11 protein-coding genes are annotated in these 19,010 nt (G+C 55.6%); 10 read left to right on the top strand and 1 reads right to left on the bottom strand.

What is annotated here, in order from left to right; all coding sequences use genetic code 11:
• Nucleotides 1-13 precede the first annotated feature (13 nt).
• Both WCT94_RS02750 and WCT94_RS02745 read left to right on the top strand, forming a co-directional pair.
• The gene (locus WCT94_RS02750) at nucleotides 14-6,349 is read left to right on the top strand and encodes a non-ribosomal peptide synthetase (RefSeq protein WP_336867818.1); all 6,336 of its coding nucleotides are present in this window, start codon (nucleotides 14-16) and stop codon (nucleotides 6,347-6,349) included.
• Nucleotides 6,346-8,460: an amino acid adenylation domain-containing protein gene (locus WCT94_RS02745; RefSeq protein ID WP_336867817.1), complete on the top strand. Its 2,115-nt coding sequence runs from the start codon at nucleotides 6,346-6,348 to the stop codon at nucleotides 8,458-8,460. The genes WCT94_RS02750 and WCT94_RS02745 overlap by 4 nt, the downstream gene beginning before the upstream one ends.
• A 490-nt stretch (nucleotides 8,461-8,950) precedes the next feature.
• Here the strand turns inward: WCT94_RS02745 and WCT94_RS02740 are convergent, their stop codons facing one another.
• Nucleotides 8,951-11,032 (bottom strand): DUF4034 domain-containing protein, encoded by a 2,082-nt coding sequence (locus tag WCT94_RS02740; RefSeq protein WP_336867816.1) that lies wholly within the window; start codon nucleotides 11,030-11,032, stop codon nucleotides 8,951-8,953.
• A gap of 867 nt (nucleotides 11,033-11,899) precedes the next feature.
• Here WCT94_RS02740 and aepX point away from each other — a divergent pair.
• From aepX to phnK, 8 genes are all read left to right on the top strand, one after another.
• Nucleotides 11,900-12,832 carry a phosphoenolpyruvate mutase gene (gene aepX, locus WCT94_RS02735; protein ID WP_336867815.1) on the top strand — a complete coding sequence of 311 codons (933 nt, stop codon included), beginning with the start codon at nucleotides 11,900-11,902 and terminating at the stop codon, nucleotides 12,830-12,832.
• Between the two features lie 231 nt (nucleotides 12,833-13,063).
• Nucleotides 13,064-14,218 carry a phosphonopyruvate decarboxylase gene (gene aepY, locus WCT94_RS02730; RefSeq protein WP_336867813.1) on the top strand — a complete coding sequence of 385 codons (1,155 nt, stop codon included), beginning with the start codon at nucleotides 13,064-13,066 and terminating at the stop codon, nucleotides 14,216-14,218.
• A gap of 54 nt (nucleotides 14,219-14,272) precedes the next feature.
• Nucleotides 14,273-15,166, top strand: coding sequence for an NAD(P)-dependent oxidoreductase (locus WCT94_RS02725; RefSeq protein WP_336867811.1), 894 nt, complete (start codon nucleotides 14,273-14,275; stop codon nucleotides 15,164-15,166).
• Entirely contained in the window at nucleotides 15,167-15,610 is a 444-nt protein-coding gene (gene phnG / locus WCT94_RS02720) for a phosphonate C-P lyase system protein PhnG (protein ID WP_336867810.1), read from the top strand.
• Between the two features lie 6 nt (nucleotides 15,611-15,616).
• Nucleotides 15,617-16,198 carry a phosphonate C-P lyase system protein PhnH gene (gene phnH / locus WCT94_RS02715; RefSeq protein WP_336867808.1) on the top strand — a complete coding sequence of 194 codons (582 nt, stop codon included), beginning with the start codon at nucleotides 15,617-15,619 and terminating at the stop codon, nucleotides 16,196-16,198.
• Nucleotides 16,198-17,301, top strand: coding sequence for a carbon-phosphorus lyase complex subunit PhnI (locus WCT94_RS02710; protein ID WP_336867806.1), 1,104 nt, complete (start codon nucleotides 16,198-16,200; stop codon nucleotides 17,299-17,301). The genes phnH and WCT94_RS02710 overlap by 1 nt, the downstream gene beginning before the upstream one ends.
• Entirely contained in the window at nucleotides 17,301-18,206 is a 906-nt protein-coding gene (locus WCT94_RS02705; RefSeq protein ID WP_431888386.1) for an alpha-D-ribose 1-methylphosphonate 5-phosphate C-P-lyase PhnJ, read from the top strand. Before WCT94_RS02710 ends, WCT94_RS02705 begins: the two co-directional genes overlap by 1 nt.
• Complete coding sequence (gene phnK / locus WCT94_RS02700) at nucleotides 18,203-18,991, top strand: phosphonate C-P lyase system protein PhnK (protein ID WP_012773193.1); 789 nt, start codon at nucleotides 18,203-18,205, stop codon at nucleotides 18,989-18,991. The genes WCT94_RS02705 and phnK overlap by 4 nt, the downstream gene beginning before the upstream one ends.
• The last annotated feature ends 19 nt before the right edge of the window (nucleotides 18,992-19,010 follow it).

Genomic DNA, 19,010 nt, shown 5'->3' with positions numbered 1-19,010 from the left:
AGAGTGACAAGTCATGAAAGATATCGTAACGCTGTTAAAGCAGCTGGAACGGCAGGGCGTCCGTCTGGCGTTAAATGCGCAGGGGCAGTTGATTTCGCAGTCCAGCAAAGATGCGATCACGGCAGACATCGGGCGCACGATCAAGGAAAACAAAGACGCCATCGTGCGCTGCCTGATGGCGCAGCAGGCGTTTGAACGTCCCATTACGCCGCAGAATGCCACGTCTGGTCCGCTGTCGTCATCGCAAAGCGGGCTGTGGTTTATCGAACAGTACGAAGAACAATCACACCTCTACAACATGCCGGTCTATTTTCGCCTGACCGGTACGCTGGATGTGGCTGCACTGGAGTTTGCCTTTGACGTGCTGGCGCAGCGCCACGCCAGCCTGCGCACCCGTTTTGTGGTCAATGAACAGGGTAAGGGCGAACAGCGTATCGATGCCTATCAACCGTTTGTGATACAGCATGATGATTTCTCATCGTTGCCGGAAGCGGAACGGGAAGCACGCTTGCAGCAGCAGGTGAAAGCGGAAATCAGTCGTCCGTTCGATCTCACCGCGGGCGATCTCACCCGCGTGCGGTTGGTGAAAATGAGCGAACGGGTGCACATTCTGATGATCACCCAGCATCACATTATTTCCGACGGCTGGTCGGTGAAGAATCTATTTGCGGACTTCAAACCGGCTTTTCTGGCCTGTCAAAACCGCCAGCCTTACCCCGTCGAGCCTACTCAGCTTAACTATATCGACTACGCACACTGGTTCAATTCCAACGCATTTCTGGATTACCACAACGAATTCAAACCGTTCTGGGTTGAGCGGCTGACGGGGATTCCTGAAGTACACAGCCTGCCGCTGGATAAACCGCGCCCGGCACACCAGAACAGCGGCGGCGAGGTCATTTTCTCCGCGATCAACAACGATCTGTGGGATAAATTTAAACGCCTGTGTCAGCGCTACAATACGTCTAACTTCATTGGCCTGCATGCGGTGTTCTCCCTAATGCTAGCGCGCATCAGCGGTGAGAAAGACATTGTCATTGGTTCGCCGCTGGCCTACCGCGAACGGCCGGATATCGAAGATGTCGTCGGCTTCTTCGTCAACACCATCGTGCTGCGTACTCAGTTGCAGGACAGCCAGCGTTTTGTCGATTATCTGCAATATTGTCGTGAACAGGATCTATCGGCCTTCGATCATCAGCTTTACCGTTTTGAAGCACTGAGCGAGGCGATCGGTTCCGATCGCACCACGGCGATCAACCCGATCTTCCAGGTGATGCTGGTGTATCAGGCTAAAGTGGATTTCAACGATCTGATCCCCGGCTGTGATGCGGCGGAGGAAACCTCGCCGGTGCTGCCCGCCAAGACCGATATCTCGGTCAAGGTGACGGAACTAATGGGTGAGGTGCGGCTGGATTGGCTGTTTGCCACCGCGCTGTTTGAGCGCCAGACGATCCAGTATTACGCCGACCGCTTTATCCGGCTGATCGAAGCCGTGGTTGAGGCGCCGGAAACCGATGTTTGGCATCTGCCGCTGATGGAGGCGGATCGCTTTGCCGCCGTGCTGGCGGAAAGCCAGCAGTTGCCGCGTAGCTACCCGCAGCCGCTGTTAACCGTAACCGACGTGATTGAAGCCGTGGCACAACGCGATCCTCAGCAGTTGGCGATTGCTTTTGACGGTGAACAGCGCACCGATACGCTGACGTATGGCGAACTGAACAGGCAGGCCAATCAGTTGGCACACTGGCTGCACCGTCAGGGACTGGGCGAACAGTCGTTGGTTGGCGTGCTGGCGAAACGCGATCGCTATTTTGTTATTGCCTTGCTGGCCGTCTGGAAAGCGGGCGCCGCCTATGTGCCGCTGGATCCCGACTATCCACCAGAGCGGCTGCGCCACATCATTACCGATGCCAATCTTGCCGTGATTCTCGGCGGCGATGGAGAACAGTTGGCACAGTGGTCAGCCGAACAACGTATCGATCTGGCCGATCCGGCCGTTGTCGCACAGTGGCACGATCTGCCGGGTGATGAGCCTCCCGCTATTCCACGCCATGCACAACAGCTGGCACAGGTGATCTACACCTCGGGATCGACCGGTCTGCCAAAAGGCGTGATGATCGAACACGGTTCGTTGATCAATCTGTTAGACGATCATCGCGATCGCATCGATTTCACGCCGCAAAGCACCATGTTCAACTGCATGTCGCTCTCCTTTGATGCCGGTAATATGACGACACTGCTGCCGCTAAGCCGTGGTGGCACGCTGGCGTTTGGCGAGCCCAACGATCGGGCGATTGTGCAGGCCGAACAGGCGGGCGCGACACACCTGATCCTGCCGACGGCGCTGATGTCGATTCTCGATCCCAAACAGGTTAACGGCATTCAGGCCATTGGCATGGGCGGTGAAGCCTGTCCGAACGCCGTGGTGGAAAATTGGGCCGATAAGGTCGCGCTGTACAACATGTACGGGCCGACGGAGTGTACCGTCACCGCGTTGAGTACCCGCCTGCGTAAAGGTCAGCCTGTCACCATCGGTAAACCCATTGCGCATATTCAGGCGCTGATTCTGGACGCTGCCGGACAGCTGTGCCCGGCGGGCGTGCCGGGCGAACTGTGCCTTGCAGGGCTTGGACTGGCGCGCGGCTACCTCAACCAGCCGCAGATGACCGCCAGCCGCTTTGAACACATCACGCTGAATGACGTGAACCGTACCGGACAGGGCGCGGCGACGCTGCGTATTTATCGCACGGGTGACAAGGCCAGACTGTTGAACAACGGTGACTATGAATACTGTGGCCGTATTGATGAGCAGATCAAGCTGCGTGGCTATCGCATCGAACCGGGTGAAATCGAGGCGCAGTTGGCGGCGGTCTGCCCGTCGCTGAAGCAGGTTAAAGTTATCGTGGCGCAGGTGGGAAGCCGTCCGGCGCTGGTCGCTTATGCGACGGTGAAAGCCGACAACAACACGCCGGAACCTGCCGCCGTGTTGATTGATGTGGCGAAGCACCTGCCGGAATACATGGTGCCGTTCCGGCTGATTCTGCTAGAAGACATGCCGCTGACACCGAACGGCAAGCTCAATACGAAACAGCTGCCGCCGGTGCTGGAAGCGAGCGACGGCGATGGCGAAGCTGACAACCCGCTGGAAGCAGACGTGCTGGCGATTTGGCGCAGCGTGCTGAATACGCCGCTGGGCGTTGAGGATGACTTTTTCCGCTTAGGCGGCGATTCCATCCTCAGTATTCAACTGACGACGCGCCTGCGCAGTGCAGGCTATGCCTGCACGGTGAAGGATGTTTTTGAAGCGAAAAGCGTGCGGCGTCTGTGTCGCGTGCTGGCACAGAATGATCGTGATACAGGTGTTGTGGCGGAGCAGGGCACGCTGGAAGGCGAATTCGCGCTGCTGCCGATTCAACGCTGGTTTATGGAGCAGCCGCTGGCACGCCCTGAGCACTGGAATCAGGCGGCGATGATCCAGTTGCCGGAAGTGGATGCTGGCCGCCTTACCACGATGTTGCAGGCGCTGATGACGCAACATGACGCGCTGCGTCTGGCCTGTGATGCCGAAGGGCAACGTTATCTGACGGATGTACCTTGCCCAGCGGTGTCGACGCTGGATTATCGTCAGCTTGGTGACGACGGCCTGCAGCAGGCGTTTACCGCGCTACAGAGTGAATTCGCTCCTGCGCAGGGAAGAACGATGGCTGCCGCGCTGGTGCGTCACCATCCGCAGGCGGACACGGCTGTGTTCCTCGCTTTCCACCATTTGGTGATCGATGCCGTGTCCTGGCGCATTCTGGTTGACGATCTGGAGCGGCTGTACGGCGGTGAACCGCTGCCGCCGAAAACGTCGAGCTATCGCCAATGGGGCACGGCGCTGCACCACTACGCTACGCAGCAGGCGGAACAGCTGACGTACTGGCAGGCGCAGGAAGACGGCGTGGATCAGACGGCGTTACTGGCAGCGAAGGATCCACAGGGTCATGCCAGCGCCGCGATACTGACGCTGGATGCAGAAACCACGGGCCAACTGGTGAGCGAGGCTAATCGGGCTTTCAATACTGACGTCAGCGATTTGCTGCTGGCGGCGCTGACCCGCACGCTAAACGATCTCGGCTGGGGCGACAACGCGCGCATCATGCTGGAAGGGCACGGCCGTGAAGCGATTGATCCGACGCTGGATGTCAGCCGCACGGTGGGGTGGTTTACCAGTACCTATCCGGTGTGTCTGCAAGATCGGCCCGACTGGGCTTCTCTGATTCAATCCAGCAAGGAACAGCTGCGTCAGGTGCCGGATAAAGGCGTTGGGTTTAACCCGCTGCGCTACCATCACCCGCAGGGCAGTTCGCTGACGCTCTCGCCGATTGTGTTTAACTATCTTGGGCTGTCGGTTCATGCCGCTGGGATATGGCGTCCGGTGGACGTCGCGCCGGGAGTCTGTGTCGCGCTGGAGAATAAACCGGCAGAGATTATCAGTCTCCACGGCGGTATTGCGGGCGGACAACTGACGCTGCGTCAGGTCGGTTGCTTAAACCAGCGTGACAGTGAACGCCTGATGGTACGGCTGACTGAGAATCTGCGTGCGCTGACGGCAGCCTGTCTGGCTCAGCTACATCACGGCACTGTCTTTACCCCCAGCGACTTCCCGGCGGTGACGCTCAGCCAGACGCAGCTCGATAGCCTGTCACAGCGTTATGACATCGACACGCTGTTGCCGCTGTCCTCGCTCCAGCAGTCGATGCTGTATCACCGCCTGCGCTGCCCACTGGACGATGCCTATCATCTGCAAACGCCGATTCGCTATGCGCAGGCGCTGGATGTGGAAGGTTATCGTCAGGCATGGCAGCGTCAGATTCAGCGGTTCCCGGCGCTGCGTGCCGCGCTGGAAAGCGAACAGGCCAGCGTGCAGGTGATTGTGAAGCAGGCAGACCTGCCTTTCTACTATCAGGATGTCGCGCAGAAGGCCGATCCACAGGCGGTCATCGAACGTTATCGCCAGCAGGATTTACGCACCGGATTTGATTTGTCACAGCCGCCGCTGTTGCGCATTGCCTGTTTCCGTTTGGGCGAGCAGGACTATCGCGTGCTTCTAAGCTGCCATCACAGCGTGATTGACGGCTGGAGCGGCCCACAGCTGTTGGGTGCGGTACACCGTGATTATTTGCTGCTAATGCGCGGTGAAACACCCACGATTCAGGTCGATCGCGCCTATGTGGATTATGCGCTGCACGCCGTGGCGCAGCAGCCTGCCGTTGAGGCTTTCTGGCAGCAGCGGCAGCCGCTGCTGGCGCAAACGAACGATGTGGCTGTGCTGTTTGCGGCGGCAGGCAAACGCGCCGATCTCAGCCAGCATCTGACACAGATTGAACCGCAGGTTACCAGCGTGAGCCTGAACGAACAGGATCAGGCGACGTTGACCGCGTTTGCCCGCGAAGTGGGTGTCACGCACAGTATTATCGCGCAATACGCCTGGCACCGGCTGCTAGCTCGGTCGACTGGCGATGCGGTCAGTATTGTCGGGAACGTGCTGTCGGGCAGGGAAAGCCCGGTGGACGATGTAGCGAGCAGCGTGGGTCTGTACATCAATAGCCTGCCGCTGGCGCTAAGCTGGCAGCAGCCGATGTCGCTGCAACAGCATTTGGTGCAGTTGCAGAATGAGCTGATGGCGATGAACCAGCATGCTACGCAGTCGCTGATTGCCCTGACGGCCGGACGCCCGCGTCTGTTCAACAGCCTGTTTATTTATGAAAACTATCCCGTTAATGAAAATCGGCCCGGCGCGAAAGCAGAACCGGGCCAACGCGCTGACGAGCCGCATCGGTTATCTCCCGAGTTTTCAGCCGCCTATGAGAAAGTCGAGATGCCGCTGAATCTGGTGGTGCGTGAGCAGGCGGGCTGCATGCTGCTGCGTTTCGAGTTTGATGCCGATGTGTTGGACAGTGCGCAGGCGCGTCGGGTGTTGATGCGCTGGCATGACGAGGTGGTGGCGCTGATCAATAGCGCGCCGCAGCAGCCAGCCGAGATGATCGGGCATGAGAAAGCGACAGGCTCGGGGGTTGCGCAGAAAACGGTGGCAGATAGCGGTATTAGCCAGCCGGATACGCCGTCAGCCCAGTCGCTGTTGCGCGTGTGGGCGCAGACGCTGCATCTCGCTGAATCCGGTCTCTGGTCACAGACGCTGTGTGAATGCGGTATCGATTCGCTCCAGCGTATTGTGCTGGCACAGGCATTGAGCCGCGCGTTAGCGCAGCCGGTGAGCGTGGCGCTCTTGCAGCGCTACCCGTCACCGCAGGCGCTGAGCGAGTATCTGGCACAGTCGAGGGTTACCGCCAATGAGGAAATGCTGTCATGACAGGGAGTAATGAAGCGGTGGGGAACCCACTGGCAGACATTCAGCAGCCCACGGCCTTCGGGCAGCGGGTGGGGGCCGCGCACGGTGAACAGCGCCACAGCAGTGAGCTGTCCCGACAGTATCCCACGCCGCTAGTAAGTGCGGCGTGGAGCTGGCTGCTGTACAAATACAGCGGTGAAGAGCCGGTGTGCGCTGCGCTTGTCGCGTCCGATCTCCCTGACCACGTAAGGCCGCTGATCGCACATTTTCACCAGCGCGATCGTCTGGTCAGCGACTGGATCGCTGCGGTGGGATCGGCGTGCGATCCGCAGTCTGCGCCAGAGATTCCTCCAACTGAAACTCAGCATGCGCTGTTTAGCAGCCTGCTTATCGTTGGGGATATGGCATCGTTATCTGTGGTAGTACAAAAAGCGGCGCAAAACGTGGCGCTGATCGTACAGGTGCAGAACGATCGGTTAATTCTGACGGCGCCTGACGGACAGTTCGATAATCGGCAATTACAGAGTATTTCCCGCCATCTCACGCAGTTGCTCGATGGGCTGCTGGCACAGCGCTGGGAGCGGCTGACACAGATTCGCCTCAGTCCGCAGGTGGCGCCGCTACCGCACAGGGCGGCGACGCCTGCCCTGCACGATGAACTGCTGGCGCGCCTTGCTCAGGATGCGCGTCAGGATCGCGTGGCAATTCGCTTTCAGGAGCGTGAAATCAGCTATCGGGAACTGCTGCAGCGTGTGGCGCTGATTCAGCAGAGGCTGGCTGCGCAGGGCATCACTGCCGGCCAGCGGGTGGGGCTGCATCTGAGCCGTCAGCCGGACACCGTGGCGGCGCTGCTGGCCTGCGTGTTTTCTCAGGTGGCGTTTGTGCCGCTGGAGCCGGACTTTCCGGGGGAACGTCTACAGGCGATTCAGCAGGAAGCGATGCTAGCGGCGGTCTTGCAGGACAGCTATACCGGTGGTTCGCTGGCGTTTGACTGCCCGATCCTGAACCTCAGCGATTTACCGTATGCCGCCAGCGATTCTACGGCGAGCGTACAGTTGGCACAGGCTGGTGGGCCGGAAACGGCGGCCTATATGATGTTTACCTCCGGTTCGACGGGGAAACCAAAAGGTGTTGTGATTGGTCAGCGAGCGCTGCAAACCTTTATTCATGCCAGCGTAGAACGGCTGGCTTTAACGGATAAAGCCAGTTGGCTGCTGATTACCACACTGGCGTTCGATATCTCCATGTTGGAGGTGTTTGGGCCGCTGTGGGTCGGCGGTGTGCTGCACCTGACAACGCATGAGGAATACAAAGATCCGCAGGCGGTCGCGGCGTATTTGCAGGCTCGGCCGGAAATCAACGTATTGCAGGCCACGCCCGCGTTTTGGCGCATGATGTTCAAGGCGGGCTGGCAGGGTAAACCCGATCTGGTGGCGCTGTGCGGCGGTGAAGCGCTGGATCTGCGATTGGCGCAGCGTCTGGTCAGCCGTTGCAGGACGCTGTGGAATTGCTATGGGCCAACCGAGGCGACGATCTGGTCGCAGATGGCGCAGATCGATAGCGCCATTCTGGAGAACCAGCACACGGTCGCGCTGGGGAACACGCTGGCGGGCTATCAGCATCTGGTGATCGATGACGATCGCCATCCGCTGGCGGAAGGGATGGTCGGCGAACTGTGCATTCTCGGTGAAGCGCTGAGCAGCGGGTACTGGCAGCGTGACGATCTGACGCAGGATCGTTTTATTCAGCAGGCGGAGTCTGGACAGCGCATGTATCGCACCGGCGATAAAGTCCGGCTGCTGACGGGCGATCGCTATCAGTATCTTGGCCGTTTCGACGATCAGGTGAAATTACGGGGATTTCGCATCGAACTAGGGGAAATCGAGGCGCAATTGAAACGGATCGAACAGGTGCAGGATGCAGCCGTCAAACTTCAGGGCGAAGGGGATGAGGCGGTGCTGGTCGGCTACGTGGAATATAAACCCGGTTCCGAGATGACCAAGCTGGCGCTGCGCAAACAGCTGCATCAGTTCCTACCGGCTTACATGGTGCCGGGACGCATTGTGGTACTCGACAAGCTGCCCAAAACTGGCAGCGGTAAGGTCGATCGCAAACGCCTGACGGATGTCTGATAGTCAGTGAGGCAGCGGTGCTGCCCCACTAACATGATGCGGTTATTTCACCGTGATAAGTGGCTCTTTAGTCACATTCTATGTGAACGCGGAGACGGTTTCGTGCGCCACAATACGGCTATTCTCATGCTACTCCGTAGCACGCGCCCGCACAGGGCGGCTCAGTCGCCGTCGCCCTGTGAACCCTGGCTTCCGGCTAAATTATGTCGCTACGCGATGCCTTCGTCGGTATCAGGCTTAACGGACCGCTTGCGACACGGTTACTCGCCCCATAAATGGGACTCGCCCTTCGGGCCAGCACAAGTGCTGTTCAAAAACGTCTCTGACGTTTTTGTCCGACGTGGCGCAAGCTTTCGCCGCGTCCATGCGGCTCATCCTAAACCTGCTCCCTCCTCAGCATAATTTCTTACGCCGGGTAAAACGATCAACCTCAGTTTCATCGCTATATTATTTTTATATAAAACAAAGTGATGAGAAGAGTTGGTGTGGTTTACTGGTGCTCCTGATGAGCGTCATCACCAAACGTGATCGCGCGTCCACGCGCATCTATTTTCGCTTTGTCGCGGTTGAAACCCATCTTCGCGCGAACGCCGCCTAACATACCGCCCCGCTGATAGATTTCGTTCGCACGATCGTGGTTGTACTGGCTATCGGGGCTGATTTCCAGCGCCCGGTCGATCCATATTTTGGCCAGATAGCTATTCTGAGTGACACCCGCGCCATTACGGAACGCATACGCGTAGTAACCTGCTGCGTAGTCACGGTTATCGTCATCTTCGTCGCTCCATAATTCGGGCAGGACGACATCCACACAGCGTGCCTGATCTTCAGGAATGTTGCTAAACAGCAGCAGCGTGCTCAATTCCCTTGCTGCACGTGTCCACACCGCTCTCCCCACGTTGGGGCGATGCAGTACGCCGAACATCAGTTCGCGTGCGCGCTGGTACTGCGCTGGCGACAGCGTTTCATTATCTCTGATCAGGCAATAGGCAATGTTGTACTGGCAAATCTCATTGCCGGCATCTGCGGCCCGTTCCTGCCAGTAGTCTGATTTTTCTTGATCTTCGTAAGGTGAAGGATCGCGACCGTTGCGGCGGGAAAGATGGCCGGAGTAGAGATCCGACAATGTGGCCATTGAAGAGGCTTCACCCCAGTCGGCGGCTTCGTGCATCAGGAATACGCCCGCTTCCTCAGAAACGAACTCGAACAGGTTAGTAGCCGCTTGACCGAAGTTCGTCTCTGATTTCATGAAGCGGCAACGTGCGAGCAGCGCATCGCTATCAAACTGGCCTTTTGCGATACCGTAGAAGCCGAATTTACTGGCGAGGGCTGCGATAGCTGTCTCATACGCTGAGTCTGCCCACGCCTGACAGCGCTCCAGACATTTCGACATTAAATTAAAACTATCTTCGATTCCGGCAAAATTCACACAGCTGATTAACGTGTCGAGCATGCCCTCATCAGGATGTGATTCAGGAAGGTCAACCTGCCAGGATTCAACCATCAGGTCATAGGCCTTCTGCATCGTGACTTTATTCCAGTGGATCTCGCCACCTTCTTCGGTTCGTGCGTATGTGCTTAAGAAGCTGGCATATTTACGCAGCACTTTAGCCCGAACATCTACGTCGAGTTGAAGCGTTAGCAACCAATCGAAGGTTTTTCGGCAGTATGCGACGCTTTCTGTGTCCTGAGCATCAGGCAGGAGCACGTCATAGCCAACATAGTCCCAGCATTGGGTCACGCGCAGGCTGTTACGTTCGGGCTCTGTCAGTGCTTCACACAGTGGCCCATCAATAAATTGCGTTATGGCCTCGTGGCTGCCGCCCCAGCGTGGGTACAGGAAGTAAACGCACTCTTTGCGAATCGCCAGGTCCTGTGGGCGAACGCCTAATGTGACGCGCAGCCAGTAGTTCATGGGCTCTTCCCACTCATGATCTTCTCTGGCTGGCAGTGAAACGGGTAACGCGACAGGAAGCTCAACAAGCGTTTGCGCACCTTCATTGCGCAAGTGCTCTAGACCCGCTTCCCACAGCGCGGGTTCCACCTGCGCCTGACGCTGTGCGTAGGTCAGCGGCTCACCGCCTTGCAGTAGGACACCCAGCCACTGTGGTTCGCCTAAATAGCAGGTCAGACGAAACAGGCGTGAAAAGGTCAGGGCAGGTCGCTGATGTAGCGCACTGGCACGCAGGTAAGCCGCCACGCCCAGATCGCGTGCCAGCTCAGCACCCATCCAGCGATCGTCTTCGACATATTGCCCACCGTTTGCAGTACGAATCCGCGCCGCGGCATTCTCCCAATACTGCCCGGTCAGATGAGTGGCGTGATAGCTCTCAGGGTGGGCAGCAACCCAGGCCTGCAAGTGCGACAGAATATCGGCATCAGACAGCGCTGGGTCAAAGAGCGAATTAATGTGCCAAATATAGGTATAAGGCAGGTTAGGACCGTCCAGCCAAACCTGATGTTCTTGCTCTAGCAGGGTATCGAGCGCATCGAATTGATGTGTCGTGAACATCTCGCGCAACTGCGCGCGGCGCTTCACCAATGCGGTGAGTGATTCAGAGATTGATGTCATAGCGTAAATTCTTAGCCTGTTGTTGAGTCATCATGCCGACAGCATCGCGCGTGATCAGCGGCATGTGCAGGCAAGATTTCGGGGGATTACTGTGTTGTATCTATTTGATAATGATTACAGTTATACCAACAAACTGGTGTTCATACATCGATATTTACACAAATGTAAATAACCGTTTAAAACAGTGTAAATGGGGGAGGGGGTAAGAGGCATGCTTTGATATCGTGTCACACCGCGATTGTGAAACAGAAATCAGATTGCCATAAGTTCATGATAACCTGAAAATATTGTCGATTTCTCATCCTAATGGTTTAGCTGCGAGTGATAGGCTCGGCGATGAGCATGCATAAGAGTACGACTTCCTTTCTCTCTCCCCATGACATAGTCGCTGTGTATCGAATTAAATAACCAAAAAAAACTAAATTTCTAGTTTTTTAGTATGAATAAAGTCATGTGTGTCAACCAATGTCCTGTTTTATTAATTTTATTCTCGTTCAAATCGATTCCATTTCAATAAGGTAGGTGAAATTAAAAAATAAACAAAAAATTTTTACCCCTATTGAAGTGTTGTTTTCAAAGAATAGAATCGAGCTGTTGGTATATTTAATTTAAATAAATATACCCGTCATACTTCAAGTTACATGTGCGTTGGCTTCATTCGGTCACCCGAATCACTTACTTGCCGCCTTACAAGGCTTATAAATAAGCCTTGCCCTAGCGGGCCAACGCTTTGCGTTGTTCAAACGTTAACGTTTGTCCTGAAACTCGAATTATTTAGGGTATATAACGTTGTGTGGTTTTGTGATTGTTGCGCTTGGTTTACTAGGGAAAGTATACCCCCAACTCTATGGTACATAGGAGATAACCATGTCTGTTATTTTATCTAATCATACCCCGACGGATTCCTATAAGGGGTGCACGCCGGGTTCACGCCGCAGTGCGCTCCGTGAATTATTACAGCAGCAAAAAGGCATTCGTGTGATGGAGGCTCACAGCCCGCTTTCTGCTTTATTAATTGAACAAGCCGCTTATGAAGATGGCGATATTCATTATCAATTTGATGCATTTTGGTCTAGTTCACTCACCGATTCCACTTTGCGGGGAAAACCCGATACGGAGTTGGTCGATATCAGCCACCGTTTCCATGCGATTACGGAAATATTTGATGTTACCACTCGCCCGTTAATTTTTGACGGCGACACTGGCGGGCAAACGGAGCATTTGGCTCATCGCATCCGGGCTGCCGAAAATCTGGGTATTTCCGCCATGATTATCGAAGATAAAACCGGCCTGAAGAAGAACTCTTTATTTGGTAATGACGTAAAGCAAACGCAGGCTTCCGTAGAGGACTTTTGCGAAAAAATTACGACCGCCAAAAAAGCACAGCTGACGCCTGAGTTTATGCTGATCGCCCGTATTGAGAGCCTGATTCTGGACGTCGGTATGGAAGATGCGATCAACCGTGCCCTGCATTATGCGGATGCCGGTGCAGATGGGATTATGATCCACAGCCGGCATAAGAACCCTTCCGAAATTTTAGCTTTCGCCAGACAATTCCGCGATCATTACCCACATTTGCCTCTGGTTTGCGTTCCTACCAGTTTTAACGATATTACTTTCGATCAGCTGATTGATGGCGGGTTTAATATCGTGATTTATGCAAACCATATGCTACGTGCGGCTTATCCTGCAATGAAGTCAATTTTGCCAGAAATCCTCAAGCATGGTCGAACGCTGGAAGTTGAGGATAAATGCATGTCGATAAAAGATATTTTGGATCTTATACCCGGCACGCGATAGCGAAATAGATTAGGGTGTCAGTATAATTATTTTATAACGCTATTATTTGGCGTTATTGGTTTGTTGTTATTTTTATAACAATCCATGTTGGTGAAGTAAATTATTTCCTGAAGTAAATTTCTGTTTTTAATTAAATAATTATATTGCCCCTGATTACTGTAATCACATAATGAAAAATTAAATCGTCATTATCGCTATTAAATACAGCATGATGCGAAGGAGAGGTTTATTGTGATTGACCCTAATAAGCTTATTGAATTTCTTGCTCAACGCGGCGTGCATTTTTTCAGTGGCGTCCCTGATTCATTATTAAAGGCATTTTGTCTGGCGATTGAAAGTAATCACAGTGGGCTTGCGCACCGGATCGCGAGTAATGAAGGCTGCGCGATAGGGATGGCGATAGGACATTATCTGTCGACGCGAACGCTGCCTGTGGTCTATATGCAAAACTCAGGGTTGGGCAATGCGATCAATCCTCTCTGTTCTCTGGCTACGCCGGATGTTTATGGTATTCCGCTGTTACTCATTATTGGCTGGCGTGGTGAAGTCGATGACGGGGGAAAGCAGCTGCACGATGAGCCACAGCATGTAATGCAGGGGCGAGTCACGTTGGCTCAGCTCGATGTCCTTGATATTCCGCATCTTGTTCTGGATAGCCATACCCCGCCTCGATGGGATGATATTCAGGCTTTGCTCCAGCGTGCGCATGACGAACATCGTCCTGTCGCACTGGTGGTGAGAAAAAATACCTTTTCCTCGCCAGCGACATCTGCCAAGGCAACTGCTGAACCGACACTGATGCGGCGGGAAGCTATCGTCGCTGCCTGCCTGAATGTGCTGCCCTCTCATCTTCCTATCGTGAGTACCACGGGCATGTTGTCCCGCGAACTCTATGAGCTGCGTGAGCAGCGGAGCGAAGGGCATCAGCGAGATTTTCTCACTGTCGGTGGCATGGGCCTTGCCAGCCAGATCGCGCTGGGTCTATGTGATGCGCAGCCGCAGCGGAAAGTCGTGTGTCTGGATGGGGATGGGGCGCTGCTGATGCACATGGGCGGACTGACGAACACTGCTCAGGCCAGCAACCTGATACACATTGTCATCAACAACGGCGCCCATGACTCCGTGGGAGGGCAGCCCACGGCGGCGTCCCGCTTACCGCTGGCACCCCTCGCCGCTGCCAGCGGCTATGGCGACACGTATTACGCCGAGACAGAAGACGCTTTGCAGACGGCGCTGCAACAGGCGCTGCGGGCGCACAGCAGCCAGTTCATTGAGGTGCAATGCCGCGTCGGCCATCGCAGCGATCTGGGGCGGCCTGCGACGTCTCCTGCTCAAAACCGCGATGCATTTATGCAGTTTCTTAATGCACCCCCTCAGACCTCTTGATGAGCGGCAATACCTGGAGTATTGCCCACCCCCTTAGCGACAAGGATTGCCGATATGACCCATTCTGTTTCTTTAGTTGGTGTTGGTGTATTAGGAAAAGCGATTTCGCTCAGACTATTGCAGCGTCAGTTTTCGCTCAGTGTGTTCAACCGGACTCACAGTAAAGCGAGCGAGGTTGGCGCCGAAGGCGCTCAAGCTGTCGCTGAACTGCACCAGCTGTTTACGCAGGAAAAACAAGTTGTGCTCATCTGTCTGAAGGATGCGGAGGCGATACGCGATGTTTTTCAGTCGGAGGCGGTTATACAGAAGCTGACCCGCTATCGTCCTTTGTTACTCAATATCAGCACGATAGGGCCGGAAGAGAGCCGCTGGATGGAGGCTTTTTTTCACCAACACGGCGCGCATTATGTGGAATGCCCGGTGTCGGGCGGGCCGGAGGGCGCGCGGCAGGGCAAGCTTGCCGCCTGGGTGGGGCCGTGTGTGGATGATTTTGCCCGCGCAGTTAACGATGTCATCACCAGTCTGTCGGATCGCTATGTGTGGATGACGAGTAACCACAGCGCACAAACCATGAAGGTGATTAATAATTATTGTGAGGCGGTGCATCTGCTGGTGGCGGCGGAAGCGCTGTTGGTGGCGGAAGGCCACGGCATCGCTCCCGATGTGCTGGCAAACGCGTTAACGCTGGGGCGCGGTCGTTCGACCTATATGGAAGTCATGCTGGATCGCTATCTGAACCCGCGTGAAACCGTGTCTGTCCCGTTATCTATCCGCCTGAAAGATCTCGATCTGGCCCAGACGCTTTTCCAACGTTCCGCGATCCAAAGCGAATTCTTCGATACGGCGCGTCAGTGCTATCAAAACACGGCGGATCTTTCGGCTGTGCCTCAGGATCAAACCGCCTGCTTTGCTTATCTCTCACGTACCTTGCCAGCGGGGAGGGAGTAGATGTCAGAGTTAACACAGCGACAGCGCTGGATGTCCATTCTCGCTCACAGCGATCCGACCGTTCTGGAAAAATATTGGGGAACGTTGAATTTCCCTACGGGTTACCAGCTCTTACGTCCGACGCAGATTGGTTTGATCCAGCTACAGGGGAGAATGGAGGTTGATGGCCCGCGCTTTATTGTGGGCGATATGACCGTGACCCGCGCAGCGGTACAGCTGGAAGATGGAACGTGCGGTTACAGCTATATCGCGGGCAGAAACAAGCCGCATGCCGAGCTTTGCGCCTGGATCGATGCGTTACTGCAAACCCGATCCTATTTCCATGAAATCTGGGAGCGCATCATCACGCCATTAGCAGACCAGCAGCGTGCATATCGGGAGCAGCAACAGCATGAGGTGGCTGCCAGCCGGGTAAATTTCTTTACTTTGGTCAGGGGGGAGTGATTTGTCATGACAACGATGACGGGCTTCGCCCACCCTGTATTTGGCACTCAGCTTTGCTTTCGCAAAATCGTGAAGGCAATGAGCGAGCCGGGCTCTCTGGTGACGGTGCCGAATGTCTTTGGTCTGGAATCGATATCGTCTGCCACGGCGGCTACGCTGCTTACGCTGACCAGCCACACTACGCCGCTGTTTATCGATCCCCGCATTGGTAACCCGCTGCTTCTGCGTACGCTTTGCCTGCATACGAACGTGCCGATCGCCACGACGCTGGAAGAGGCCTACTTTGTGCTGCTGAGCGGGAATCATTTTTCTTACGATCTGATGGCGCTCTCCTGTGGCAGCGAAGCCGAACCAGAAAAATCAACCACCGTTATTGTCGAGGTGGACGGAATGCATGACGGGCCTTGTTTAAAACTGAGCGGGCCGGGTATCAAGACACATCGCATTATCTCTCCCCGCTTGCCCGGTAGTGTCAGGAACTACCTGTGCAACCGCCCTCATGCTTTCCCTACAGGATTGGATTTTCTCTTTACCTCTGGGAAAAAGCTCTTTGCGATCCCCAGAAGTACCCACGTGGAGGAATGCTAATGTACGTTGCCGTCAAAGGTGGAGAAAAGGCCATTGAGGCTGCCCACCAGCTACAATCTTGTCGCCGTCGCGGGTGCACGGATATTCCAGAATTAGACTGTTCACAGATAGAACAGCAGCTGAATTTAGCCGTCGATCGCGTCATGACCGAAGGCAATATTTACGATAGCCAACTCGCCGCGTTGGCTATCAAACAGGCCAGTGGCGATCTGGTGGAGAGTATCTTTCTCTTACGAGCCTACCGTTCCACGCTGCCACGCTGGGGAATCAGTCAGCCGCTTAATACGTCTGATATGCGTCTTGAACGCCGTGTTTCGGCCATTTTCAAAGATTTACCGGGCGGGCAGCTACTGGGCCCGACCTATGACTATACCCATCGCTTGCTGGATTTCTCTCTGCTGGCCGAAGGCGAGGATCCGGTCGCCCCGCAGCCTGACGCCGCTGATGCGAATGAAGAAGCCGGTGAGCACGTTGCCCATGCGTTTCAGTTCCTTGCTCAACAACACTTCGTCCCTGAACGAGACAACAGTGACGATCGCGATCCGCCAGACATTACGATGGTTCCACCGAGTTACCCTGGTACACGTGCGGCGCGTCTCCAGCAGCTGTTTCGCGGCGACGAGGGGTTTCTTCTTTCGCTCGGGTATTCCACCCAGCGCGGCTATGGCCGCAACCACCCGTTTGTCGGCGAGATCCGTACGGGCTATATCACTGTCAGCATCGTCGCCGAAGAGGTGGGGTTTGCGATTGATATCGGCGAGATCCTGCTCACTGAATGTGAAACCGTGAACGGCTTTGTTAAACCCACCAATGATGCGCCGCATTTCACCCGTGGCTACGGATTGGCATTTGGCCGTTCGGAACGTAAGGCGATCACGGTGGCATTAGCCGATCGCGCGCTTCAGGCCGCCGATTATCAAGAGGAAATTCGCGGCCCGGCTCAGGATGAGGAGTTTGTGCTTTCTCATGCTGACAACGTGGAAGCGGCGGGATTTGTCTCGCATCTGAAGCTCCCGCATTACGTCGATTTCCAGTCAGAGCTGGAGCTATTAAAACGACTACGTGAGGAATACCTCGCGTCTGTGCCAAGGAGTAACCCGTGATGGGCCAGACAACGATTTCCCGCCGGACAGGCAGCCAGCCAGAAACGGCATACGATAATTCAGACACGGAATATAACTATGCCTATCTGGATGAAAGCACGAAGGGCATGATACGGCGCGCGATCCTGAAAGCGATCGCTATCCCTGGGCATCAGGTGCCGTTTGGCAGTAGGGAAATGCCGATGCCCTATGGCTGGGGCACCGGCGGCATTCAAATCACCGCCAGCATTATCGGGCCGGACGATACGCTCAAAGTGATCGATCAGGGCTCCGACGATACGACCAACGCGGTATCGATCCGCACCTTTTTCCGCAAAGTGGCGCAGGTATCAACCACGGAAAAAACCCGTGACGCGACGCTGATCCAAACGCGGCACCGCATTCCTGAAACGCCGCTTAAAGAGGATCAGATCCTGATCTTTCAGGTGCCGATCCCTGAGCCGCTGCGCTTTATTGAACCGCGCGAAACCGAGACGTGCAAAATGCACGCGCTGGAAGAATACGGCGTGATGCAGGTGAAGCTCTATGAAGACATTGCGCGCTTTGGACACATCGCTACGACCTACGCCTATCCGGTGAAGGTGAATCATCGCTATGTGATGGATCCGTCACCCATCCCGAAATTCGACAACCCGAAGATGGACATGATGCCCGCGCTGCAACTCTTTGGCGCAGGGCGTGAAAAGCGGGTCTATGCCGTTCCGCCCTATACCTCGGTGGAAAGCCTCGATTTCGACGATCACCCCTTCACAATCCAACAGTGGGACAAGCCGTGTGAGCTGTGTGGTGCACGCGACAGCTTCCTTGATGAAGTGGTAATGGATGATGACGGCACCCGTATGTTCGTCTGCTCCGACACCGACTATTGTCAGCAGCGCCAGAACCAGGGAGGAGAAACGTCATGACGACGGAGCATCATGTACCCGATACCCCTCTGTTGGATGTGCGACACCTCACGCACCTGTATGCGCCGGAAAAAGGCTTCCGCGATGTGTCATTTCAGCTATGGCCGGGGGAAGTTCTCGGGATTGTCGGCGAGTCGGGGTCAGGGAAGACGACGCTGCTGAACGCGATCTCTGCACGGCTGGCACCGCAGGACGGTGAGGTGATCTATCGTAACGCCGAACAGCAGGTGCTCTCGATCTATGACATCAGCGAACGGCAGCGGCGTGCGCTGGTGCGCACCGAGTGGGGAATTGTCTGGCAGCACCCGCTGGCCGGGTTACGCCCGACCGTGTCTGCGGGCGGCAACATCGGCGAGCGACTCATGGCAATCGGCAATCGGCATTACGGTGATATTCGCAGCAAAGCGGCGCAGTGGATGGCAAACGTTGAGCTGCCCGAAAACCGTCTGGACGATCTGCCGACCACGTTTTCCGGCGGGATGCAGCAACGCCTTCAGATTGCACGCAATCTGGTGACGGCACCGCGGCTGATCTTTATGGATGAACCCACCGGCGGGTTAGACGTATCGGTGCAGGCGCGACTGCTCGACCTGCTCAGAACGCTGGTGGTGGAGATGCAGCTCTCCGTCGTCATCGTGACGCACGACCTCGGCGTTGCCCGCCTGCTGTCGCACCGTCTGCTGGTGATGCAGCGTGGGCGAGTCGTCGAGCAGGGATTGACGGACAGGGTGCTGGACGATCCGAGCCACCCTTATACCCAACTGCTCGTTTCTTCCATTCTGTAAATCCAGACAAAAGGACGCT

The sequence above is a fragment of the Pectobacterium sp. 1950-15 genome (genome assembly GCF_037136835.1).
In the GTDB taxonomy this organism is placed as follows: Bacteria; Pseudomonadota; Gammaproteobacteria; order Enterobacterales; family Enterobacteriaceae; genus Pectobacterium.
This window is presented reverse-complemented; position numbering and strand designations above follow the sequence as displayed.